Source organism: Bifidobacterium pullorum subsp. gallinarum (assembly GCF_000741215.1).
GTDB classification, from domain to species: Bacteria; Actinomycetota; Actinomycetes; order Actinomycetales; family Bifidobacteriaceae; genus Bifidobacterium; species Bifidobacterium pullorum_B.
Map to the genome: position 1 here is coordinate 311,798 of NZ_JGYX01000001.1, position 22,050 is coordinate 333,847.

Consider the following 22,050-nt stretch of genomic DNA (forward strand, 5'->3'; position numbering starts at 1 on the left):
CTCCCCGCGTCTAGACTGTTCGATACTCATTCGATTCTAACGACCCCCGGCCCGCCGGACGGCACCGGAAAGCCGCCCGACGTTCAGGAACTCAGGGAGCGCAGGAACTGGGCCTGAACCACGTCGATGCCGTCATGGCCCGTGTCGTCCATGCGCGCCGCCGCCACGGACAGCGTGCGGGCCGGCACGAACATGCCCTGGTCCACGCATACGCGGGCCGCCTTGCGCACGATCGAGGCGACCTCGGTGTGCGGCCATACCGGCAGGCCATGGTCGGCCAGCGCCTTGGCCGCCTCCTCCACGCCTTCGGGCACGTTCAGGCACTGCGAGTGGGCCCGGGCGAGCAGCTCGTTCAGCTCGGCGTCCAACGCGCCGATCCGACCCGGCGCGATGCGCTCGCTCATCAGGTAGGCGGCCGCGGCCACCTCGAACTGGTCGCGCATCCATTCGGCGTAGGCGAACCGGTAGTAGGCGAACGCGGCGTCGTCGCGGTCCAAGGCCACGCGCAACGCGTTCAGGCAGGCGGCGCGCGCCGAATCCCAATCCTCGTTGCGAGCCAGCTGCACGGCCAGCTTCATGTGCGACAACGAGTAGGCGGGCGCGTAGGAGACCATCGCGTTCAGATGCGGCAGCGCCGCCTCCACGCCCTTGAGCTGGGAGAGGATGTCGGCCAATTCCATATGCGTGTAGAACACGTTGTCCGGGATGAGCACCGTGCGCTCCCCCGGCGTGGCGAACAGGCGGTTGTACACCACGCGCTCCGCATACGAGTTGAAGTACCGGGGCACGCCGTCCACCGCGGCGAACAGCGATTCGACATGCGCGAGCGCCGCTTCGGCCGTCCCGATCGCCTGCTCGGCGCGGCCGGAGAACAGCAGGTCTCGCGCCTTGAGCCGTTCGGCGTCCAGGTCGGACGACAGGCTGAACTCGAAATCGGGGGTGTCCGTGCCGTCGATCAGGGCGCTGGTCACCTGCGGGGCCAATGCGGTCAGTTCGGGGTCGTCGATGCGTTCGATCAGCGCCATCGCCTGCTGCGCCTTGGCCACGGTCGGCATCGAGCCGTCCGCGGCGAGCCGGTGGAACTCCGCCACGCCGCGCTGCAGCAGGTCGGCGCGCTGGATCGACAGGCCCGTCACGTCACGGGTGCCCAGGATGCGGGCCACGGGCCTGGCGAACACCGCCTCGGCCAGTTCGGGCTCCTCCTGGGATCCGACCGGGGAGAACCGGCTGTCACGCAGGTCGAACTGCGCGTCCACCGGCCGCAGTCCCCCATCGACGTCGACGTCCAGCACCGCGTCGAAGCGCCGGTAGGTCTCCAACGGATGGTTGAGCCCGTCGCGGCGCAGCAGCGCGAGGAAATCGTCGCGTTCGAACGTGACCGTCACCAGGTTGCGCACGGTCGGATTGCGCCGCAATGCCTCCAGCGGATCGCCGTCGCCCCCGTCGTCGGCGATGTCGGTGGCCTCCGCCACGCCGCTGGCGTCCTGCACATCCTCGGGCGCGGCGAACATCATCTCGTCGATGTCCACGCCGCGCATCAGGTCCTCGAACTGCGCGTCGATATTCGACTCGTCCGCCTGTTGCGTCTCCTCGCCCTCCGCCGCCGGATGCTGGCCGGGGGCGTCGACGGCGTCGGGCTGCTCCAGAGGATCGTCGGATTGCAGGATATGCCGGCGCGCGGGGTCGCCGTGCACATCGCCGTCCTTCGGATCGCCCTTAGCACCGCCCAGCCCGGCCTCCGAGGTGCGGATGCGTTCGAACATGTGCAGCGCCTGGCTCATCAGTTCGCTGATGGCGCTGTCCTGTTCGGCCACGGCCTCCTCCAGGCCGATCGAATCGATGTGCAGCGACACCCGTCTCACACGGCTGTCGGCGCCGAAGCTCAGTGCGGCGATCATCAGACCCACGCGCAGGTTGTACGCGGAGCTCATCGCGGCGCGCTGGTGCTCGTCGATCGCCACCCAGCCGTGCCGGTCGGCGTCATACCGGCTTTCCGGCATCATCGAGGCGCCGGCGGTCGTGAACGCGATGGCCACGTTGCCCTCGGCGAGGTTCGAGCGGATCTCCGCGTCGAACCGGTACGGCAGGCGCAGCCGGCGCAGCAGCAGCGACATGGTCTGCCGGTACACCCATTCCGATCCGTCGGCGTCCGTCGGCTCGGACCCCTGCCCGGGTTCGTGAGCGGTCTGCGCGGGGTCGGGGTGCTTCGCGCCGATCTCGACGGCGAGGGAGCGCGCCTCCTCCACCAGTCGCACGACCGCGGCGATGCCGTCGTCGTGCAACGGGTCGATGTCGATGTCATCGCCGTCGGCGTTGTGCAGGGCGATGAGGGCCGGATCGTGGAGCAGCGCCATATCAATCTGCGCGGCCTGGGCCCGGGTGACCGTGTCCTCCGTGGGCTGCAGGCCCAGGCGGGCGTTGCGTTCCAGCCAGGCGCTCACCGCGGCGAACCGGTTGAGGTTGCCTTCGATCTTCAGGGATTTGAGCACCGGGCCGAACGTCATCGTGGCGTCCCATGCGAAGAAGTAGCACCCGGAATAGGTGGAGGTGTACAGGTGCAGCGGTTCGGCGCCGTGCACGGCCTCCAGTCCCGTCGTGGCGTCCAGCACGCCGGCCTCGCGCATCAGGTCGGCGAAGTGGTCCTCTAGCCCGGAGGCGCGCAACCCGTGTGCGCGGGCCTCCATCGTGTCGCGCAGGGAACGGCGGATCGCCCCCATCGGCGCCTCGCGGTTGAGCCTGCGGAAGATGTTGCCCGAGCCGAATCCCAGCAGCAGCCCCTGCATCTGCGGCAGCATGTACGCGGCGAAGAACGCGATGGCGATCGCGTCACGGTATTCCAGGTCGCGGCGCATGGACTCGGGCAGGTTCGCGCGCATCTGTTCGAGCGTGTACCGGTTGCCGGATTTCAGCCATGCGGCCAGCCACATCATCCGCCCGTGCGCGTCACGCCCCACGACGCCGCCGCGGATCGCCCGACGGTTCCCCCGGTTCCGGCCACGCCCCGGAACAGGCGGCAGCGCCACTTCCTCCTCCCGGCTGAACATGAACCGGGGCTCCATGCCGTGGGTGTCCATCCTCGGATCGTCGCCCACGAACACGCGCCCCTGCGCGTCGGCGAGCGCGATCTGGCAGAACCGGTCACGCCCCACGAACACGCCGAGCGAAAACGACCTGGACCCGTCGCCGGGCAGTTGCGCCCAGCCCAGGCGCAGCTTCTCCGGCACGCCGTCGAAGCCGTCGAACAGCCGGCGCTTGACCAGCGGCGTGAGCGTCATCGCCTGCCGCTTCAACTCCCCCAGCATGTCCTCGGGCGAGCGGACCGCCTTGTCGAAGGCGTTGCCCTGCGGCGCACCATGCGGGCGGTTCCCCGTTACGGAGCCGGCCAGGGTACGGAGCATCTCAAGGACCGTGCGCACGCCATGACGCGCCCGCGCAAGGCCGTGCGATCGGGAGTTGAATGAAGACATGGTTGTCATTCTCCCAATTCACTCAGACATGAAGCCGTTAGAATAATCGGGTGAACTCTTCCCGACACCGCCGCCCGTTGCTGGCCGTTCTGATCGTGGCCGTGGTCATCGCCTGCCTGGAATGCGTGGCGGCCAACCTGCCGTTCTGGACCACGTTGGCCGCCAGTACGGACACGGCGTCGGCGTCGAATGCCATGGGGCCGGGCCTGGAGCGCCGCGAGGACGGCATGCTGGTGGTCACCGACCAGACCCGGGCGTATCTGGATGTGCCCGCCGACGGCACGTCCTCCTATATTCGCATCGACCCGGTGCCCGGGGAGGTGCTCGCGGCGGCGGACGCGGCGGACGCCCCCTATCGGACGGTGTACGTGCGCGCCGACGGCGACGGGCATGCGGGACGGATGACCTCGGTGGCGGTCAACGCGCCGCGCTCCCTGTATCTGAAGGTGCGGGCGAATGACACCGTGCGGCTGTGGATCGCCGAATCGGCCGGATCGGCGGTGCCGATCGCCGCGGTTCATGCCAATGTGCGTGTGCCGTTCTCCTTCGATTGGCTGCGCGTGACCGTGATGGCGGCGATTGCGCTGCTGGTGGCGTTGTGGCGGCCCGGTTCGCGGCTGTGGCGGATCACGTTGGATCCGTCGAGTCGCAGGCAGCGGCTGGCGTTCGCCGCGGTGATGGCGGCGGCCGCGGCGGCGACGCTGGTGCCGGTGGCCGTGCAGCTGTCAGCGCAGTTGGCCTCGGATCCGACCGCGCTCAGTTTCAGCAAGCCGAACGCGTACACCTATGACTTCGAACAGTACGGCCGGGTGGCCGACGCGTTGATTCATGGGCGCGTATGGGTGGATCTGCCGGTGGATCCGGCGTTGCAGGCCGTGGACAATCCGTACGATGCGGCCACGCGCAGCCGGCTGCTGGCCGATGGCGTGCAGCTGTTCTGGGATTACGCGTATTACGACGGGCACTGGTACTCGTATTTCGGCGTGCTGCCGGCGGTGCTGCTGTTCGTGCCCTATCAGCTGGCCACGGGGCGGATGCTGCCGTCGGGCGCGGCCGAGCTGGTGCTGATGCTCGGCGTGCTGGTGTTCGCCTGTCTGCTGACGATCCGTCTGATCCGGCGTATCGCGCCGCACACCTCGCTGGCCGCCACGTCGATGGCGATCGTGTTCGTGCTGGTGGGGTCGAACGCGCCGTACCTGTGGTTCCGCACCAATTTCTACTCGATCCCCTGCGCCGCCTCGCTGCTGCTGTCCACGCTGGGGTTGTGGCTGTGGCTGGGGGCCTCGATGCCTCGCCGTCGTCCAGCACGGCCCGACGACGCGCCGTTGAAGCTGGGGCATCTGGCCGGCGGGGCGCTGTGCATCGCCGCGAACCTGGGGTGCCGCCCCACGTTCGCGCTGGTGGCGCTGCTGGGGATCCCACTGTTCTGGCCGCAGCTCAAGGCGCTGTATGCCGGTATCCGGCAGCGGTCGATCGGCGTGTGGCAAGCGCTGCGTATGCCGTTGGCGGTGCTGGTGCCGGCGGTGTGCATCGTGCTGCCGCTGCTGGCCTATAACGCCGCCCGGTTCGGTTCCCCGCTGGACTTCGGCAACAGCTACCAGTTCACGGTCACCGATATGACGCGCTTCACGCCCGCGCCGGACACCTTCCCGCTGCTGATGGCCTACTATCTGTTCCTGCCGCTGCGGTTCACGGCAGGGTTCCCGTTCCTGGCGCTATCGCCCACGCCGCTGCCTTCCTGGGCGTATGCGGAGGAGATGATCGGCGGCCTGTTCATGCTCTGCCCGCTGCTGATGCTGGCCTTCGTGTTGCCGTTCCTGCGCCGCCGGCTGCGCGGCAGCGGCTGTTGGGGCCTGCTGGCCTGCGGATTGGCGCTGGGGCTGGCGCTGCTGGCGTTCGACGCGTGGGAGGGCGGCCTCGGTTGGCGGTATATGATCGACTTCGCCTGGCTGCTGGCGTTGGCCGCGCTGCCCGCCTTCCTCGTCATCACCGGCGCCGTGGACTCCCACGCTCCGGCGCTGCGACTGCGCCGTCTGCTCATCCTGCTCATCCTGCTGGCCACCCTCGCCGTCACTCTCCTCGGGTTCTTCGTACCCGGGCGCGACGACGCCCTCATCGGAGTGAACTCCGGGTTGTACCACACCATACGCTCCTGGTTCACACTGCTCTGACGGCGCTTCCAGCCGCGTATTGGACAATCGCGGGCGATTCGTCAGGTTATCGGCGTATAACAGTGCCACGTATCCAACACATCAGTCGTCATGTCTAGGAACGGAAGGCCAGTCATCCGATGAGCCGTTTCACCACACGCCTGCACCCCCGTACGCTGCGCTGGATCCTCGCCGCGATCGCGGTCATCGTCGTCGCCCTGCTCTGCCTGCTGCCGCAGCCCGACGTCACCGCAACCGTCCGACAGACCCGCATCGAGCGGCTCAACGCGCTGATCGAGAACGTCTACACCGCCGATTTCCAGCAGATGCGGCAGGAACAGCTCATCGCCGAACGTGACGAGGAGCCCCGCACCATCGACGACATCTACGTCAAGGACGACCCCTACGCCACGAATACGCGCTCGCTGTACGTCTATTTCACCACCGAACAGCCGGCGACCGTCAGCTACACGGTGGCGGCCGAGGGCTACCCGGACTTCTCCGCGGACGCCTACGAGGGCGTCGACGGGGCCACGACCGAGCACGAGTTCCTGGTGCTCGGCCTGCTGCCCGACGTGACGAACACGATCACGCTGACCATCACCGACGAGACGGGCGGCACCACCGAACGCGTCATCGAACGTGAGGGACTGGGCCTGCTCGGCACCGAGGAGGTGCGGCTGGAGCAGCCGGTCCAGCCGGACGAGGGCGCCGATCTGGGCAACGGCCTGTACGCGATCCTGGGCAACGACAGCGACGATCAGGACTTCATGTTCTACTACGACGCCAACGGCGTGCTGCGCGGCGAGGTGCCGATCCTGTTCTACCGCAGCCATCGCCTGCTGTTCGACGACGACGGCCTGATGTGGTTCTCCGCGTCCACCGAGAAGATGGCGGCGATGGACCGGCTCGGGCGGCTCGTCAAGATCCTGGACCTGGGAGACAGGTACATCCTGCACCACGATTACGCGTTCGACGCCGACCAGAACCTGGTGCTGCTGGCCACCGAGCTCAACCGCAGCGACGGTTGCGTGCAGGACCAGATCGTCAAGCTGGACACGGACACCGGCAAGGTGACGCCGCTGCTGGACATGGGTGACATGTTCCCCGAATACAAGATGTCCACCGACCACGCGGGCATCGACGAGTCGGATCTTTCGGCGACCGGCAAATGGGATTGGATCCATTTCAACACCATCCAGATGCTGCCGGACGGATCGGCGCTGCTGTCGGCGCGCGAGACCTCCACCATCATCAAGATCGACGATCTGGAAGGCACGCCGACGCTCGGCTACATGATCGGCGAACCCTCGGTATGGGCGGGCACGCCGCAGGAGGATGACTTCCTGACCAAGGTGGGCGACTTCCCCGACACCGGCGGCCAGCATTCGATCACCTACGTGGACGATCCGGCGCTGTCGGACGGCCAGTACTATCTGTACATGTTCGACAACAACTACGGTTCGGCGCAGACGCGGCCGGATTTCGACTGGACCGTGATCGACGGCATCGTGACCAAGTACAGCATCGCCACCGAGGGGGCCTACTCGCAGTACCGTCGGTATCTGGTCGACGAGAACGCCGGCACCTACACCGAGGTCAACGCCTTCGACGTGCCGTATTCGCCGCTGGTCAGCTCGGCGCAGGAGCTCGATGGCGGGCGGGTGCTCATCGACTCCGGCCTGCAGGGGCTGTTCGGCGTATACGACGAATCGACCGGGGAGCTGCTAGCGCAGTACCGCATGAAGCTCAACACGAGCTACATCTACCGGGTCTACGAATACGACTTCAAGGGCTTCTACTTCGCCTGATCCCGCAATCCTGCACATTCACGCAACCTTGCGTCGGTACAATGGTCGCCTATGGGATTGTTTGACGCTTTGATGGGCCGCAAGCCGACCGCCCCCCGCTCCGAGTGCGCTCACGTTCACGCTGGCCGATGCCGGATACACGTACGATGACGGCAATGTCGGTCTGGAACCGACCTCGTTGACCATCACCGAGCGGCGCGTGGCCGTCATCGGCCTGAACGGGTCCGGCAAGACCACGCTGCTCAAACTGCTCGACGGCGCACTGACCGCCACGAGCGGCACCGTGAACATCGCAGGCGGCGAGGAATCGCTGGATCCCGCCGTCAAGCGCGACCTGAAACGCATCGAGGCCATCGTCGGCCGGGTGCGGCGCGAGGAGATCCCGAACAGCTACTACAAGGCGGCCACCATCGCCGAGGCCATCGACGAGGCGCTGAAGAAGCACAAGGTGCCCGAGTCGGAACGGCAGGCGATCATCGGCAACCTGTTCGCCCATTTCGGTCTGGCGGATGTCTCGCGACAGCCCGCCTCGGCGCTGGATTCCGAGAAACGGCATCTGCTGGCCATCGCCTCCGCGCTGAGCTTCTCCCCCGCGGCTATTGTGGCCGACGAGCCGACCAAGGGTTTGGACGAGATCGGCACCGCGCATGTGGCCAAGGCCCTGTTCGGATACAACAAGCAGGTCGTGTTCGCCACGCATGACACCGAGATGATCGTGCGCCCCGAATACGCCATCGACCGCACGCTGGTGCTCGACGACCACCGCATCGTGTTCGATGGCGCGCCGGCGGACGCCGTGGCCTTCTACAACGATCTGGTCCGAGCCAAGTTCGAGGCCGCCAAGGCGCAACGGTAACCGCACTGGTATATCCCGCCGGACCATGCCGTCGGATGGGTTACGCCATCATATCGGCCACGGTATCCAGCACCGCGCGGATATTGCGTGCGAACTCGTCGGGCTCCGGCAGCAGCGAAACCGCCAGGTACCCGTTCGACGCCATATCGAAGAAATATCCCGGCTGGCCGGTCAGCCGATGGTCGGCGATCATCCGCAGCACCAGCTCGTTCTCATCGATGACGGACGGCACGCGCAGCAGCACGTTCCAGCCGCCCTCCGGTCGCAGCAGCGAGGTCACCCCCAGCGGATCATCGGCCAGCAGACGTCGGAGCGTGGTCAGATTGCCGAGCACGCGTTCCCGCACGCGCATGGTCTGCGCGGGTGCGGCCTCCAGTAACCCGGCAATCCGCCCGGCGATGATATCGCTCATCGGCAGGTAGTCGTCGGCGATGACGTCGAGTCGGCGCATCGCCTCAGCGACGTCTTCCGCCGGGCCGGACACCTGGATCCAGCCAACCTTGGCGTGCGGGGCCGCCAGCATCTTCGAGAATCCGTCGAGCGCGAAGGTGAGCACGCCCGGCTCCCCCGCCAGCCGCGCGTTGCCGTCGAACGGCTCCAACGCGTAGTCGTAGAACACCTCGTCGGCGATCAGCGCCACGTCATGCGCCCGGCACATCGCCACGATGGCCTCACGTTCCGCCGGTTTGACATAGGAGCCTGTCGGATTGTTCGGGTTGATCAGCACCAGCGCGCGGATGCGGCCGCCGTCCGCGCCGTCAAGCAGGGCTTCGAGTTCCGCCGTGTCGATGAACCAGGAGCCGTCGTATTGCAGCTGGTATTCGATCGTGTCCACGCATTCCAGGCGTGCGATCGATTCGATCAACGGATAGCCGGGTTTCGGCGCGAGCACCGCGTCGCCGGCGTCGCACAGCAGCTTGATAAGCCACGAATACGCCTGCGATGTGGAGCTGAGCAGATACAGATGGTCGGGATCGACGGGGCGGATGCCAAGACCGGCGACATCATTCCGGTGCGTGGTGTCGGCTGCATCCGCAATGTCCGAGCGGACACCGGCGTTGTCCGCATGGCGGATGTCCGTCTCACGTGGACCGTCCGACGACCTCCGGGTCAGGAACGCGGCCAGCGTCTCGCGCGCCGTACGGTCGCCGCGCGGGTCGGCGGCGTACGTTCCCGGCACCTGCACCGGGGCCAGGCCGTGGCGTGTGGGATTCGAATCGTTCAGCTTACCGAGGGCGATGCCGTTGCGGCGCGCCACGGCCTCGGCCTGGGCGATGGGATTGGGTTCGCTGATGTCGACACGGGATGAGAAACGCACGACTCCACTGTACACGCCGCGACCGGCAGCCGGCAGCCGGCAGCCCTGATTCAAGCCCTATGATGCAGCATCGCCAACTCACTGCGTCCAAATGATAACGCCGCCCCTTCATCCGGGACGGCGTTATCATCAACGTTCAGTGAGGAACGTCACTGCTTGGTGCTGGCGAAGTACGCGGCACCGACGATGCCGGCCTCATTGCGCAGCTTGGCGGGAACGATCGGGGTCTTGATGTCGATGTACGGCAGGAACTTGTCGCTCTGACGGCTGACACCGCCGCCGACCACGAACAGGTCCGGGTTGAAGTACTTCTCCATCAGGCCGTAGTACTTGGTCAGGCGCTTCGCCCACTTCTTGTAGCCGAGGTCCTCGCGCTCGCGCACCGAGGAGGCGGCGTACTTCTCGGCGTCGCCCTTGCCCTTCGGCAGTTCGATATGGCCGAGCTCGCTGTTCGGGATCAGCACGCCGTTGTAGATCAGCGCGGTGCCGATGCCGGTGCCCAGCGTGGTGGCGATGACCAAGCCGTTCTGGCCCTGCGCGGCACCGTACTGCTGTTCCGCCAGACCGGCCGCGTCGGCGTCGTTGACCACGACGACCGGACGGCCGCAGGCCTCGGAGAAGACGGCGGTCACATCCACGCCGATCCAGGACTGATCGAGGTTGGCCATGAAGTCCAGCGGCCTGCCGGGCTTGATCGGGGCAGGGAATGCGATGCCGACCGGTGCGGTCTCGGGCACCTCGAAGTGCTCAAGCTGCTGACGCACGATGGCGGCCACCGCTTCCGGGGTGGAGACTTCCGGGGTGAGAATCTTCAGTCGCGGTTCGGCGAACTCGCCCTTCTCCAGATTGACGGGTGCGGCCTTGATGCCGGAGCCGCCGATATCCACGCCAAACGCCTGTGCTGTTTCAATCATCGTTGACCTCTCTCGTAGAAGGTTTGGTGGTTAACCCGGTACCCGCATTCTATCGCGTGCCCGCACCGACACGCACGCCAACACACCATGCAATGCAAACGTATGCACGAACTGTCGTTCCAGCGACATAATCGGTCCGCCTCCGAGCCGGGAACACGATGAAAGGGGCACCGGCCCGGCGATAGGATCAACCGTTGGCGAAACGCATCGCCAGCGATGCCGGCGCGCGATAATGGAACCATGGCAGAACATACACAACTGATCGACGCGATCAACATCCGCACATCCATCCGCTCCTACGACCCCGACCCGATCGACGACGACACGGCCCGACAGCTCGATATGACCATCGACGCGGTCAACATGCTCGCCGATGCGCACATCCAACTGGTGTGCGACCAGCCGGCCGTGTTCGCCGACGCCAACGCCTCCGGACACCTGAACAACGCCGCGAACTATCTGGCCGTCGTCGGCCCGAAGGACGACGACGGGGCCCGCGAGCGCGCCGGCTTCTACACCGAACGCGTGGTATTGGCGGCCACGTTGCGGGGCCTGGGCACCTGCTGGGTCGGCGGCAGCTGGGACCGCAGCGAAGCGGCCCGCCATTGCCAGCTGTCCGCCGGCGAGGAGCTGTATCTGGGCGTGGTCATCGGGTATCCGGAACGGCACTTCGACCGCATGGCGAAGAGCTATACCGAGCTGGCCGCGATGCGCGATGCGCACCGCGAGTCGAAGACCTACGAGCAGTTCACCGCGCCGATGGGCGACGAGGCGCGCGCCGCGGCGCCCGACTGGTTCAAGGCCGGCGTGCAGGCCGCGATGAAGGCGCCGAGCGCGATGAACCGCCAGCCGATCGTCTTCTCATACAACCCCGACGACGACACCGCGGCGGCGATGATCGACCCGAATGTGTAAAGCGGTCAGGCGCTCAACGATCTGGGCATCGCCAAGCTGCATTTCCAGATCGGCGCAGGCTCCGGAACCTGGGCGTGGGGCGACGGAGGGTTGTTCATTCACCGGTAAGCGGAGGCATGGGCTGCCAGGTGGGGTCGTGCAGCAGCTTGCGCGAATCCCACCAGCCCTTGGCGATCTGCACCAGACCGGTGCGCAGATGCTCCCGGTCCACGGCCACCAGGCGGATGACCTCCTTGGCGGCCGTGGCCAACGTGCCCACGGCGAACAGGAACGGGCGGAAATCGCCGTATGCCATGAAATACCGGGCCATGTACCCGCGGTTGCGCATGATATGGTACCGGTTCATATCCGATGTGGAGTTCAGCTGGCGCACGCCGGCGATATCCCAGTTGCCGATCTCGCGCGTGCGGCGCAGCACCACGTCCGGCACGACGATCGGATTGGTGACCTTGCTGGCCCGATACCCGTACATCGTATCGTCCCAGTAGATGAAGAACCGCGGATCGGGCAGGCCGATCCGTTCCACGATCCGCCTGCTGAACAGGCCTCCCTCGAAGCACAGCGTGTTCATCACCCGATACCCGGCCTTGCCGAACGCGGCCGGGGCGATCGGGTTGGGGATGCCCAACGGCACGATGAACTGGTACTGCCAGTAGAACGGACCGCCGTCGTAGTCGTATCGGCTGCCCTGGATGACCTCGTGGCGCTTCGTCCATTTCGCCAGCTTCTCGATGCCGTCCGGCAGCACGGCCACATCGTCGTCCATCACCCAGAACCAGGCGGCGCCCAGCTCGTACGCCTTCTTCACGCCGGCCGAGAACCCGCCCGCGCCGCCGAGGTTGTCGGATTGCGGCGCATACACCACGCGGCCCCCGTTGCCGCTCAGGTCGGGCACCGTATCGCCCCACTGGCGTTTGACATCGGCGGCGAACCCCTCGACCATGCCGCGCGTCTCGTCGCTGTGCTCGTTGTCCACGATGATGATGCGCCACGGCGCCTGGGTCAGGTCCAGCAGCGACTTGAACAGGGTGTGCAGCAGCTCCTGCCGCTTGTAGGTCACCACCACGATCGCCAGCTTCTCGATCCCCGGCTTCTCGGCATGTCGCGCCTGCGAGCTGTTCTTCTTGCGTACAGTCATGTCCTCCATTGTTGCACCCACCGTCGCCACCGGGCAACCGTCGCGCGCATCGTCCGGCATGCGGCCGCACCGCCGCCGTTCGTCCCGCGGTGGCTGTACGAATGGAAACGCAAGTTTCAGGGAAGGTGCAATTCCTTACTGGCGGTAACGGCGCAACCGGGGTTCATAACGGTGGCCGCCGGAGCCCGCGACCCGCGAATGCGGCTGATCCGGTGCGATTCCGGAGCCAACGGTTACAGTCCGGATGGAAGAAACGAGGTGCTCGCATGAGCGTGTCTTCGCATACCGATACCCATTCCACATCTGTCCCGTCCGCGTCGTCCGCTTCGACGCATGCCACCGGCGTGGCCGATTCGGGACGCTGGTCCACGCGCCGCATCGCCGTGTACGCATTGTTCGTCGCGTTGTCGATGGCGGTCAGTTTCATCGAGTTCCCGCTGATTCCGGGCGTGCCGTGGCTGAAGTACGACCCGTCCGGCATCGTGTGCCTGGTGGCCGGCTTTGCGTACGGTCCGGCCGCTGCGGTGCTGGTGAGCGTGCTCGGCTTCGTGCCGCATGTGTTCGCCGATCCGTGGGGTTCGCTGATGGCGATCGCCGTGGCGCTGGCGATGAGCGTGCCCGCCGCGCTGGTCTACCGCCGGCTGCGCACACGCCGTGGCGCGCTGATCGGCATCATCGCGGGCGCCGTGGTGGCGCTGGTGGTGGCGATCATCGGCAATCTGCTGGTCACGCCGATCTACGCGGATATGACGGTCGAACAGGTGGCGGCCATGATCGTACCGGCGCTGCTGCCGTTCAACCTGGCCAAACTGGCGGTGCACGGCGTGGTGACGTTCCTGATCTACAAGCCGATCTCGAACCTGCTCAACCGATGACCGCGCAGCCGACCGACGACGTCGCCGTGGCGTTGCGCGGCGTCCGTTTCAGCTACGGCAACGGGGCGACCTGGGCGTTGGACGGCGTGGATCTGACCGTTCAGGCCGGCGAGCGCGTGTACATCGTCGGCCCGAACGGTTCGGGGAAGTCCACGTTGTCGAGGATCGTCGCCGGGCTTGCGGCCCCGGACGCGGGCACCGTCACGGTGCTGGGCGAACGGGTGTTCGACGGCGATGCCGGCCCGGATCCGGATGCCTACCGCCGGGCGCGCCGCGGCATCGGCGCGGTGTTCCAGAATCCCGAGGACCAGCTCGTCACCACGGTGGTCGAGGACGATGTGGCGTTCGGCCCGGAGAACCTCGGCATCGCGCATGACGACATCGGCAGGCGCATCGCCGAGGCTCTGCAAGCGGTCGACATGACCGAGTCGCGAGCCGCGGATCCGACGGTGATGAGCGGCGGCCAGCAGCAGCGCATCGCCATCGCGGGCACGATGGCGATGCATCCGGCGATGGTCGTGTTCGACGAGCCGACCGCCATGCTGGACGGGGCCGCCCGGGCCGAGGTCATGGCGGTTCTCGACAGCCTGCAGGCGCGCGGCGTGACCATCGTGCATATCACCCACCATGCCGACGAAACGCTGCGGGCGGATCGCGTCATCCGCATGGAATCCGGGCGGATCGTATCGGAGGGGCGCCCGCGTCGGGACGACGCCGCCCGGGCCGCTTCAGCCGACCAACCGCACCCGCCCGCCGACGGCGGCGACGAACCGCAACCTGATTCCGAACCGATCATCGACGTCGAGCATGTCTTCTTCACGTACCCGGGCCAGACGTCGCCGGTGATCGACGACCTGTCGCTGAACATCGCACGCGGCGAGACCGTGGCGCTGATGGGGCACAACGGCGCGGGCAAGACCACGCTGGCGCGCCTGCTGTGCGCGCTGGAACGGCCGGACGACGGATCGATCACCGTGGCGGGGGTCCCGGTCGCGCTCGCCCGCGGCGGCCGACGCACCACCGCACGAGAGCGCCGATCAGGTACAGCCGGAACCGGTCATGTGCGGAAACCGCGTATGGCCTCCCGTACGCAGCGACGGGCGTTACGCCGGCACGTCGGCTATGTGATGCAGCATCCGGAACGGCAGCTGTTCGCCGACACGGTGGCGCAGGACGTGGCCTACGGGCCGCGCAATCAGGGGCTGCCCGAGGCCGCGGTGCGCGAGCACGTCGAATGGGCGTTGCAGCTGCTGCGGATCGGCCATCTCGCCGACCGTTCCCCCTTCGCCCTGTCCGGCGGCCAACAACGGCTGGCGGCCATCGCCGGCGTCCTCGCCTGCCGGCCGGATGTGCTCATCATGGACGAGCCGACCGCGGGGTTGGATGCCCGGGCCAGCGCACGGATCCATGATCTCGTCCGCACGCTGCGCGCCCAAGGCGTCACCGTGCTGGTCATCACGCATTCCGCCGCCGAAGCCGCGGCGATAGGTGCCCGGATCATCACCATGGGGCAGCCGCCGCACACGCAGTCCGCCCGCACCGGCGCGGAAGGCAGCGGACCGTTGGGAACCCTGGATCCACGGGTCAAGATGGTGACGTTCCTGGTGTTGATGTTCACGGCGTTCGCCATCTCGAACGCGTGGCAGCTGGGGCTGGCGGCCGCGCTGACCGCGGGGATCATCGCCGTCGGCAGGCTGAACCCGTTGCGGCTGCTCACCGCGGTGCGGCTGATCCTGGGCATGCTGGTGGTGGTGGGACTGCTCAACCTCTTCTTCGCGCGCGGCGGCGACGTGCTGGCCGCATGGGGACCGCTGACCATCACGACGGGCGGCGTACAGACCGCGGCGCTGTACACGCTGCGATTCGCGCTTGTCATTGTTCTGGGCGCGGTCATGATGGCGACCACCACGCCAACCGCGCTCACCGATGCCATCGGGTCGCTGCTCTCACCGTTGCGGCGGTTCGGCGTGCATACCCAGGAGATCGCCCTGGTGCTGAGCCTGGCGCTGCGGTTCCTGCCCACACTGGCGCGCGAGGCGCATGCGGTCATCGACGCGCAGTCGGCGCGCGGCGGCGACATCGAAACCGGCTCCCCGGCCAAACGACTGCGCGCGCTGACCGCGATTGTGGTGCCGGTGTTCGCCGGCACACTGCGCCATGCGGACAATCTGGCGCTCGCCTTGGACGCGCGCTGCTATGAGGAGGGCGCGCATCGCACGCACTGGCGGCGGATGCGCGTACGCCGGCGCGATCTGCTGTTCGTCACCGTGGCCATGCTCTATCTGTTCGCCCTGATGGCGCTTCAGATGCCCTGACCGGTTCAGGGTATCCCCTGATGGCGAAGTACGGCGCCCGGTGCGTATGCTTAAGACATGAGACTCTTAGGTAACATCCTGTGGATCCTGCTGGGCGGCCTGTTCATTGCAATCGTCTGGGCGCTGGTCGGTCTGGTGCTGTGCATCATCATCATCGGCATCCCGCTGGGACTGCAATGCTTCAAGATGGCCACGCTGACGCTGACGCCGTTCGGCAAGACCGTGGACTACGGCGGCGGCATCGGTTCGACGCTTGTCAATATCGTGTGGGTGATCCTGGTCGGCTGGTGGATGGCGCTGGGCTATGTGGCGGCGGGTTTGGTGAACTGCATCACCATCATCGGCATCCCGTTCGGCCTGCAGTCGTTCAAGATGGCCAAGCTGGCCCTGTGGCCGTTCGGCGCCGAGATCCGCAATCTGTGATTCATACGCCATAGCGCGGGCCGTGCTCGGCTACACTGGTTTCCATGAGCAAGACACTACGTAGCATCGGTGCCGCGTTGTGCCTGACCGCCGCCCTGTCCACCGCACTGGGCGGCTGCGTCGGCCGCGACGACGCCACCGACGAGATCCTGCACCGCCTCGATACCATGCAACGTGAGATCGAGGACCTCCGGGCCGGTTCCACCGGCTCGTCCGCCAGCGACGGGACCACGTCGTCCGATTCCGGAACGGCCACGGATGGCGGTTCCTCCGCTTCGACCCAAGCTGCGCCGACCGATCAGGCCGGGTTCGAAGCGGCGATCGCCGATCTGGAGTCCCGTGCGTCCGACGCGGTGGCCACCGCCGATGCCGTGGCCGTGCCCTCCGCCCCCGCCGACCGTCCGCAGGCGTATTTCGACGCCACGCGACCGTTGGAGGCGTTGGACGATGAGATCGACCGACTGGACGACCAGATCGAGGACGCGCACCGGGCCAAGACCATCGACCGCAACACCATGTGGTCGTTGGAGGACCGGCTGGACGTCGTCGACGATCAGATCGATCAGGCCAAGGATTCGCTCGAACGCCGCATGGGCATCAACGACTGACCCGACATCGCCGCAGCCGGCACGGCATGATCATCCCCGGCTCATGACCGTGGCCCGGTGAACCATCCGATACGGTTCACCGGGCCGCATCGTGCCGGGAGGCATCGCGCACGGTCAGCGGTCCCATTCCGGCTTCCACGAGTAGTGCATGTCATAGGCGCTGGCCCAGAACATGTACTCGTTCTCCACGCCCGTGACGAAGATGTCGATCAGCTCGCGCTTGCGCTCCTCGGACAGGTCGGCGACAAGGCGCTCGATGTGGTCGATCAGCCACACCGACCCCTGCCAGAACTCATCGGTCTTATACATGTCGACCCAGCTCTTGTACGGGTTGGCATCCAAGGTGTCGGCGAACTCGCGGGCCAGACGCTGCCCGTAATCGGCATACACCCACGCGCAGGGCAGCACGGCGACGAGGATGTCGACCAACGGCTTGGCATAGGCGATGGAGAGGATGTTCGACGTGTAGGCGCGGGCGAACGCCGACTGCCGCACGTCGAGCATCTCCTGTTCGCTGATGCCGTAGCTGGCCATATACGCGCGATGCACGCTGCTTTCCACGGCGAAGATGTTCGACTGCACCTGCGCCATGAACGCCATGATCTCCGGGTCGTCGGTTTTGGTGGCCGCCAGCGCGTGGACCTTGACGTACTCGGTCAGGTATCGGAAATCCTGCAGCAGGTAGAACGCGAAGCGTTCGCGCTTCAGCGTGCCCTCGCCGAGTTCACGGATGAACGGCTGCCGGTAGCCCTGCTCCCAGACCAGGTCGGCGGCCTCGCGCATCCGCTGTGCGAACGGCGGCACATGCTCCGGGGTCATGGTGGCGATGCCGAATGATGATACGGCGGTGTCGGTCATATGATGCCTCCCTACGATGGTGTTAACCAACAGGTTCCAAGGGTCAGGTCCGAAGCCTTTCTCAACCCAAACGGGTTCCCCTGCATACCATCAGTATTATGGCATGCCACTAGGTACAACCGGCGGCCGTCGTATGTCCGAGTCGTTCGAAGCCATCCAAGACCATTCCCCAAACCATGAATCCGCCGCCACGATTCTCCGCACCTTCGCGTACCGTGGATGGTCGGTTCACCGACGTGCAGTCGCATCAGGCAGAGGATGAAAGCGAGTCTTACATGGCATTGACGAAGAAGCAGATCAAGCAGCTCAAGGCGCTGGCCCACCATCTCAATCCGATCATCCAGGTCGGCAAGAACGATCTGTCCGATGCGGCCGTCAAGCAAGCCGACGAGACGATCGAGAAGCGCGAGCTCATCAAGTGCGATGTGCTGGACGGCTCCGGTCTGACTGCCAAGGAGGCCGGCGAGGAGCTGGCCGAGCGTCTGGGTGCCGAGCTTGTGCAGGTGATCGGCAACCGGTTCGTGCTGTACCGCGCCTCGCGCCGCGACGATATCGAGAAGATCAAGCTCGTCCGCGGCTGAACCGCCCGTATATGATTCCGGCTGGCGGCGACGCCACCCGTACAATGCGGATGGGCCGAACCGCCGCAAACGCCGTACGTTACGGATACGGCGTTCATACCCTAAGCTGCGCCAGCTCCTTGCGGATGGCCAGCATCTTGCCGTAGGCCGCGTTGCGCTGTTCCGTGGTTTTGGCCCTGCCGTGCGCCGCTTCGGCCTTGGCATACTCGGCCGCCAGGAAAACCGCCCGTTCACGCGCCGCAATGCGCTTGTCGATGTCGGAGCCGTCCACGTCGTCGGCGATGACCTGCGCGCACAACGAATCCCACAACTCCTCCATCGTGGCGCCGTGCACCGTCAGATGCGCGTCCGTCGCCGGCCTCCATACTCCGGCATGAACCTTGGTGATCGGCGTATGCCCGGGCTTGACCGGCACATTCCGGCGGACGGCGAACGCGCACTGCTCCACGTCGGATTCGACGGTCTGCCCGCTGGCGGGATCGGTCAGGGGGCCGCCGTCGCGCACGCAGACGAACACGATGCCGCCGGGCCTCTGTGCGGCGATGTGGTCGATCACCTCGACCGGCACCGCTCCCCCGCCCGGCACATGCAGCCCCAACACCAGAATCTCCGGGAACCGTCTGCTCTCGGTCAGCCCCGTGTTCGAGGACCGCAGAATCGCCAGCATCGCGATCGATTCAAGGTCGGTGGTGAACCGCTGCCTGAGTTTGGCCGACACCGGCCCACGGCCGATGAACATCTGTTTGGGCAGCGCGCCCTTGGCGTCCGGGACGGTCGCCTTCAGCGGCAATCCCAGTCCCGGCGCGTTCAGTGATCCACAGGATGCGGCACCCGCCATCGACTTACCTCCTTGTTTGCGGTAGCGTTACCGCACATCGTAGCGCAGCCTCGACGTCCGGGCCCGGCATGTCCCAAATCCGCGCCGAGGATACGCCCACGGGAAAAGTCCCGTGTCCTTGGAGGCCGCCCCGCCCGTTTCCCGACTATGCTGGATGCATAATCCTCCGCAGCACAACCGATACCAGGCAAGGAGCGTGGCATGGGCGTTCAGCGCACGCCGAAGGGGTTCGCCGTCGTCGACTTCGAAACCACCGGCATCAATCCGATGGGCGGCGACCGCGCCATCGAGGTCGGCATCGTGCATGTGGCGCCGGACGGCACGCTGGAGGACGAGGCGGAGACGCTGATCCGCGTGCAGCGCGATCTGGGTGCGCAGAACCTGCACCACATCCACGCGGCCGATCTGATGGATGCGCCTGATTTTGCGGGCATCGCCGCGGAACTGCGCGATTGGCTCGACGGTTACGTGTTCGTGGCGCACAACGCGGTGTTCGATTCCCGATTCCTCAACGCCGAATACAACCGGATCGGCTACACCACGCCAGTGGACCGGACGACGTCGATCTGCACGCTGCGGCTGAGCAACCGGTTCCTGGGACTGCGCAGCCTGGACGACTGCTGCCGTGAACTCGGCATCCGCAACACCGACGCCCACAGCGCCCTCGGCGACGCGCATGCGACCGCGCTGCTGCTCAGCGGGTTCCTGCACGGCATTCCCGATTGGGAGGGATGGAGGCCGGCGTTGCGGCTGGCCGCCGAACTGGAATGGCCGCGTATCGAGGAGCGGCCGCATCCGTGGGTGCCGCGCCAGAGCCATGCCGCGCACCGACCGGTCTCACCGTTCCTGAACCGTTTGCAGTCGGGCAACCCCGGTGCGGCGCGGTATCGGCACCATGATGCGGCGATGCTGGACGCCGCAGCCGACTATGTGGCGCTGCTCGACAAATGCCTAATCGACGCGCGGCTGAGCGAGCATGAGAAGAACGCGTTGGTGGACACGGCACGCGAGTTGGGACTGACACGCGAGCAATGCCTGCGCATCCATGAACAGTATTTCGCCGACGCGGCCGACGAAGCGTGGATCGACGGGCGTCTGACCGATGACGAGGAGCGTGAGCTGCGGCAGGTGGGCGCGCTGCTGTCGATCGAGCCGGACATGATCGACCGTGCGATAGCCGTTCCACCGTTCTCCGACGCCGCCACCGGGCGGCACGCGCGCCGGCACTCCCCTGCTGCGCCGCATCATGACGCCGACGATGTTTCTTCCGTTCAACCGGATTCCGGTGCATCCCCGGACTCCGGCACATCCGCGGATGCACCCAATCAATCCCGCATCCCCAACAAGCATCGCAAGGATCGCAAGGATCGGAACAGCACACATCACGGCCGCCACCGTTCATCGGCGGACGCCTTCAGTGGCGACGCGCAGCACGACGTCGTCTTGGGCAGGCCCGTGGTCCGCTCCACGACGCCGGCGCCGATGTCCGGCCGCGGACATGGCGGCAACGGAGGCGTCCGGTTCCGGCTGCATCGCGGCGACCGTGTGGTGTTGACCGGGGCCATGGAACGCTCCCGCGACGAGTGGATCTACACGCTGGAGGGTCTGGGACTGGTGGTGTGGCCGACCGTGACGATGCAGGTGAGTCTCGTCATCGCGGCGGATGTCGATTCCGAATCGACGAAGGCGCGCAAGGCCCGCGAATACGGCATCCCGATCGTCGATGAGGCGTGGCTCGACCGAGCCATCCGCAACGGTCTGATCGAGGACTAGCCGAAAACGCCGCACGCTTCCCGACCACAACCCATGGCCGTATGTCGAACCGGCCCACCATCGAAGGACTGGCATGACCACACGTAACACCCCAACCTCCCCGCACCCCACGTCCCGGCGCGGCGGCCTGCGCGCATTGCTCGGAGAGATGTCCGCCGAAATCCGTGCGCATCGCAGCACGGCGCTGGTGTATGTGACGCTGCGCGTGCTCGTCATCGTGACGATGGTGCTCCAATTCCTCAACGGCAACTATGAGAACGTGTTCCTGTGCCTGCTGACGCTGGTGCTGTTCCTGGTGCCCGCGTTCGTGCAGGTCACGTTCAAGGTGGAGCTGCCGTCCACGTTGGAGATCATCGTGCTGCTGTTCATCTTCAGCGCGGAGATTCTCGGCGAGATCAGTTCGTTCTATGTGCTGTTCCCGTTCTGGGACGTCACGTTGCACACGTTGAACGGATTCCTGGCCGCCGCGATCGGATTCTCGCTGGTGGATCTGCTCAACCGCAGCGACCGGGTGAAGTTCGACCTGTCACCATTGTTCCTGTCGATCACCGCGTTCTGTTTCTCGATGACGATCGGTGTGCTCTGGGAGTTCTTCGAATTCGCGATGGATCAGTTCTTCGCGCTGGACATGCAGAAGGACACAATCGTGCATGCCATCCATTCGGTGACGCTCGACCCGACGAATACGAACACCACGGTCACGATCGACGGCATCACCGATACGATGGTCAACGGCGTCGACCTGGGTGTCGGAGGATACCTCGACATCGGTCTGATCGACACGATGGAGGACCTGATCGTCAACTTCATCGGTGCCGCGGTGTTCTCGGTCATCGGGTTCCTCTACGTGCGTTCGCGCGGGAAGAGCACGGTGCTCAGCAGGTTCATTCCGTACCGCAAGCACGGGCGGACGATCGAGGACTGGAACAATCCGGCGAACGAACCGGCCGGGATGACACGGACGCGGATGAGCTGGCCGAACAGGTTGATGCGGCCGAGCACGCTGTGGAACCGGATACACGCCCATAGGCGTGGTACGGTACGAAACGATTGATTCGTGGTCCATCGTGTTCCGTACCAGGCAACGGTTTCGAACTCACTTTCATGACGAACCTCGCCTGCTCGGTCCTGCCGCAACCCGCGCGATACGACGACAGCTACAGGGCGGCGCAAAGCCTCGGATCCATGACCGCTGGCCGCCGGGCCTCAG

16 protein-coding genes, 1 pseudogene and 2 riboswitches are annotated in these 22,050 nt (G+C 66.1%); of the genes and pseudogenes, 11 read left to right on the forward strand and 6 right to left on the reverse strand.

Translation table 11 applies throughout. The features are described 5' to 3' along the window. Nucleotides 1-83: 83 nt before the first annotated feature. Nucleotides 84-3,398 carry a tetratricopeptide repeat protein gene (locus BIGA_RS01445; RefSeq protein WP_033505941.1) on the reverse strand — a complete coding sequence of 1,105 codons (3,315 nt, stop codon included), beginning with the start codon at nt 3,396-3,398 and terminating at the stop codon, nt 84-86. Nucleotides 3,399-3,517: 119 nt separating this feature from the next. Between BIGA_RS01445 and BIGA_RS01450 the strand changes: the two genes are divergently transcribed. From BIGA_RS01450 to BIGA_RS01460, 3 genes are all read left to right on the forward strand, one after another. Then, nucleotides 3,518-5,638, forward strand: a complete 2,121-nt coding sequence (locus tag BIGA_RS01450; RefSeq protein WP_237744011.1) for a glycosyltransferase — start codon at nt 3,518-3,520, stop codon at nt 5,636-5,638. 119 nt (nt 5,639-5,757) lie between these two features. After that, nucleotides 5,758-7,428, forward strand: a complete 1,671-nt coding sequence (locus BIGA_RS01455; protein ID WP_033505876.1) for an aryl-sulfate sulfotransferase — start codon at nt 5,758-5,760, stop codon at nt 7,426-7,428. A gap of 121 nt (nt 7,429-7,549) precedes the next feature. Continuing rightward, complete coding sequence (locus BIGA_RS01460) at nt 7,550-8,284, forward strand: energy-coupling factor ABC transporter ATP-binding protein (protein WP_051916987.1); 735 nt, start codon at nt 7,550-7,552, stop codon at nt 8,282-8,284. Nucleotides 8,285-8,324: 40 nt separating this feature from the next. Here the strand turns inward: BIGA_RS01460 and BIGA_RS01465 are convergent, their stop codons facing one another. Both BIGA_RS01465 and ppgK read right to left on the reverse strand, forming a co-directional pair. Then, nucleotides 8,325-9,602 carry a pyridoxal phosphate-dependent aminotransferase gene (locus BIGA_RS01465; RefSeq protein ID WP_033505879.1) on the reverse strand — a complete coding sequence of 426 codons (1,278 nt, stop codon included), beginning with the start codon at nt 9,600-9,602 and terminating at the stop codon, nt 8,325-8,327. Between the two features lie 149 nt (nt 9,603-9,751). Beyond that, on the reverse strand, nt 9,752-10,516 hold the full coding sequence (gene ppgK, locus BIGA_RS01470) for a polyphosphate--glucose phosphotransferase (protein WP_033505880.1): 765 nt from the start codon (nt 10,514-10,516) through the stop codon (nt 9,752-9,754). A gap of 240 nt (nt 10,517-10,756) precedes the next feature. Between ppgK and BIGA_RS01475 the strand changes: the two are divergent. Next, nucleotides 10,757-11,539 (forward strand): annotated as a pseudogene (locus tag BIGA_RS01475) (nitroreductase family protein). Here the strand turns inward: BIGA_RS01475 and BIGA_RS01480 are convergent. Continuing rightward, nucleotides 11,526-12,569 (reverse strand): glycosyltransferase family 2 protein, encoded by a 1,044-nt coding sequence (locus BIGA_RS01480; RefSeq protein WP_051916988.1) that lies wholly within the window; start codon nt 12,567-12,569, stop codon nt 11,526-11,528. The pseudogene BIGA_RS01475 and the gene BIGA_RS01480 overlap by 14 nt on opposite strands. A 108-nt stretch (nt 12,570-12,677) precedes the next feature. After that, nucleotides 12,678-12,829: riboswitch (FMN riboswitch) on the forward strand. 6 nt (nt 12,830-12,835) lie between these two features. Here BIGA_RS01480 and BIGA_RS01485 point away from each other — a divergent pair. Genes BIGA_RS01485 through BIGA_RS08870 form a run of 4 tightly spaced genes read left to right on the forward strand, consistent with a single transcriptional unit; the run spans nt 12,836 to nt 16,790 of the window. Further along, nucleotides 12,836-13,444 carry an ECF transporter S component gene (locus BIGA_RS01485; RefSeq protein ID WP_033505882.1) on the forward strand — a complete coding sequence of 203 codons (609 nt, stop codon included), beginning with the start codon at nt 12,836-12,838 and terminating at the stop codon, nt 13,442-13,444. Beyond that, the gene (locus tag BIGA_RS01490; protein ID WP_033505883.1) at nt 13,441-15,759 is read left to right on the forward strand and encodes an energy-coupling factor transporter ATPase; all 2,319 of its coding nucleotides are present in this window, start codon (nt 13,441-13,443) and stop codon (nt 15,757-15,759) included. The genes BIGA_RS01485 and BIGA_RS01490 overlap by 4 nt, the downstream gene beginning before the upstream one ends. Before the next feature lie 57 nt (nt 15,760-15,816). Then, nucleotides 15,817-16,182, forward strand: coding sequence for a YccF domain-containing protein (locus BIGA_RS01495; RefSeq protein WP_033505885.1), 366 nt, complete (start codon nt 15,817-15,819; stop codon nt 16,180-16,182). 44 nt (nt 16,183-16,226) lie between these two features. Next, on the forward strand, nt 16,227-16,790 hold the full coding sequence (locus BIGA_RS08870) for a hypothetical protein (protein ID WP_152595952.1): 564 nt from the start codon (nt 16,227-16,229) through the stop codon (nt 16,788-16,790). 114 nt (nt 16,791-16,904) lie between these two features. Here the strand turns inward: BIGA_RS08870 and tenA are convergent, their stop codons facing one another. Next, nucleotides 16,905-17,648 (reverse strand): thiaminase II, encoded by a 744-nt coding sequence (gene tenA, locus BIGA_RS01505; protein WP_051916990.1) that lies wholly within the window; start codon nt 17,646-17,648, stop codon nt 16,905-16,907. Further along, nucleotides 17,639-17,740, reverse strand: a riboswitch (TPP riboswitch). (Overlaps the previous gene by 10 nt.) Before the next feature lie 183 nt (nt 17,741-17,923). Here tenA and yhbY point away from each other — a divergent pair. Then, nucleotides 17,924-18,229, forward strand: a complete 306-nt coding sequence (gene yhbY / locus BIGA_RS01510; RefSeq protein WP_033505947.1) for a ribosome assembly RNA-binding protein YhbY — start codon at nt 17,924-17,926, stop codon at nt 18,227-18,229. 94 nt (nt 18,230-18,323) lie between these two features. Here the strand turns inward: yhbY and BIGA_RS01515 are convergent, their stop codons facing one another. Beyond that, a complete protein-coding gene (locus tag BIGA_RS01515) occupies nt 18,324-19,067 on the reverse strand; it encodes a DUF4391 domain-containing protein (RefSeq protein WP_033505887.1) in 744 nt (247 codons plus the stop codon). 201 nt (nt 19,068-19,268) lie between these two features. On the opposite strand from BIGA_RS01515, the gene BIGA_RS09785 reads away from it, so the two are divergent. After that, the gene (locus tag BIGA_RS09785; protein ID WP_081929311.1) at nt 19,269-20,840 is read left to right on the forward strand and encodes an exonuclease domain-containing protein; all 1,572 of its coding nucleotides are present in this window, start codon (nt 19,269-19,271) and stop codon (nt 20,838-20,840) included. Nucleotides 20,841-20,988: 148 nt separating this feature from the next. Further along, nucleotides 20,989-21,894, forward strand: a complete 906-nt coding sequence (locus tag BIGA_RS01525; protein ID WP_237744026.1) for a hypothetical protein — start codon at nt 20,989-20,991, stop codon at nt 21,892-21,894. Nucleotides 21,895-22,050: the final 156 nt, after the last annotated feature.

Excerpts from the sequence above, each read along its gene's own strand:
- BIGA_RS01525 (WP_237744026.1), top strand. The coding sequence starts at position 20,989 with ATGTCCGCCGAAATCCGTGCGCATCGCAGCACGGCGCTGGTGTATGTG.
- BIGA_RS01490 (WP_033505883.1), top strand. The coding sequence starts at position 13,441 with ATGACCGCGCAGCCGACCGACGACGTCGCCGTGGCGTTGCGCGGCGTC.
- yhbY (WP_033505947.1), top strand. The coding sequence starts at position 17,924 with ATGGCATTGACGAAGAAGCAGATCAAGCAGCTCAAGGCGCTGGCCCAC.
- BIGA_RS01515 (WP_033505887.1), bottom strand. The coding sequence starts at position 19,067 with ATGGCGGGTGCCGCATCCTGTGGATCACTGAACGCGCCGGGACTGGGA.
- tenA (WP_051916990.1), bottom strand. The coding sequence starts at position 17,648 with ATGACCGACACCGCCGTATCATCATTCGGCATCGCCACCATGACCCCG.
- BIGA_RS08870 (WP_152595952.1), top strand. The coding sequence starts at position 16,227 with ATGAGCAAGACACTACGTAGCATCGGTGCCGCGTTGTGCCTGACCGCC.
- BIGA_RS01455 (WP_033505876.1), top strand. The coding sequence starts at position 5,758 with ATGAGCCGTTTCACCACACGCCTGCACCCCCGTACGCTGCGCTGGATC.
- BIGA_RS01445 (WP_033505941.1), bottom strand. The coding sequence starts at position 3,398 with ATGCTCCGTACCCTGGCCGGCTCCGTAACGGGGAACCGCCCGCATGGT.
- ppgK (WP_033505880.1), bottom strand. The coding sequence starts at position 10,516 with ATGATTGAAACAGCACAGGCGTTTGGCGTGGATATCGGCGGCTCCGGC.
- BIGA_RS01485 (WP_033505882.1), top strand. The coding sequence starts at position 12,836 with ATGAGCGTGTCTTCGCATACCGATACCCATTCCACATCTGTCCCGTCC.
- BIGA_RS09785 (WP_081929311.1), top strand. The coding sequence starts at position 19,269 with ATGGGCGTTCAGCGCACGCCGAAGGGGTTCGCCGTCGTCGACTTCGAA.
- BIGA_RS01495 (WP_033505885.1), top strand. The coding sequence starts at position 15,817 with ATGAGACTCTTAGGTAACATCCTGTGGATCCTGCTGGGCGGCCTGTTC.
- BIGA_RS01480 (WP_051916988.1), bottom strand. The coding sequence starts at position 12,569 with ATGACTGTACGCAAGAAGAACAGCTCGCAGGCGCGACATGCCGAGAAG.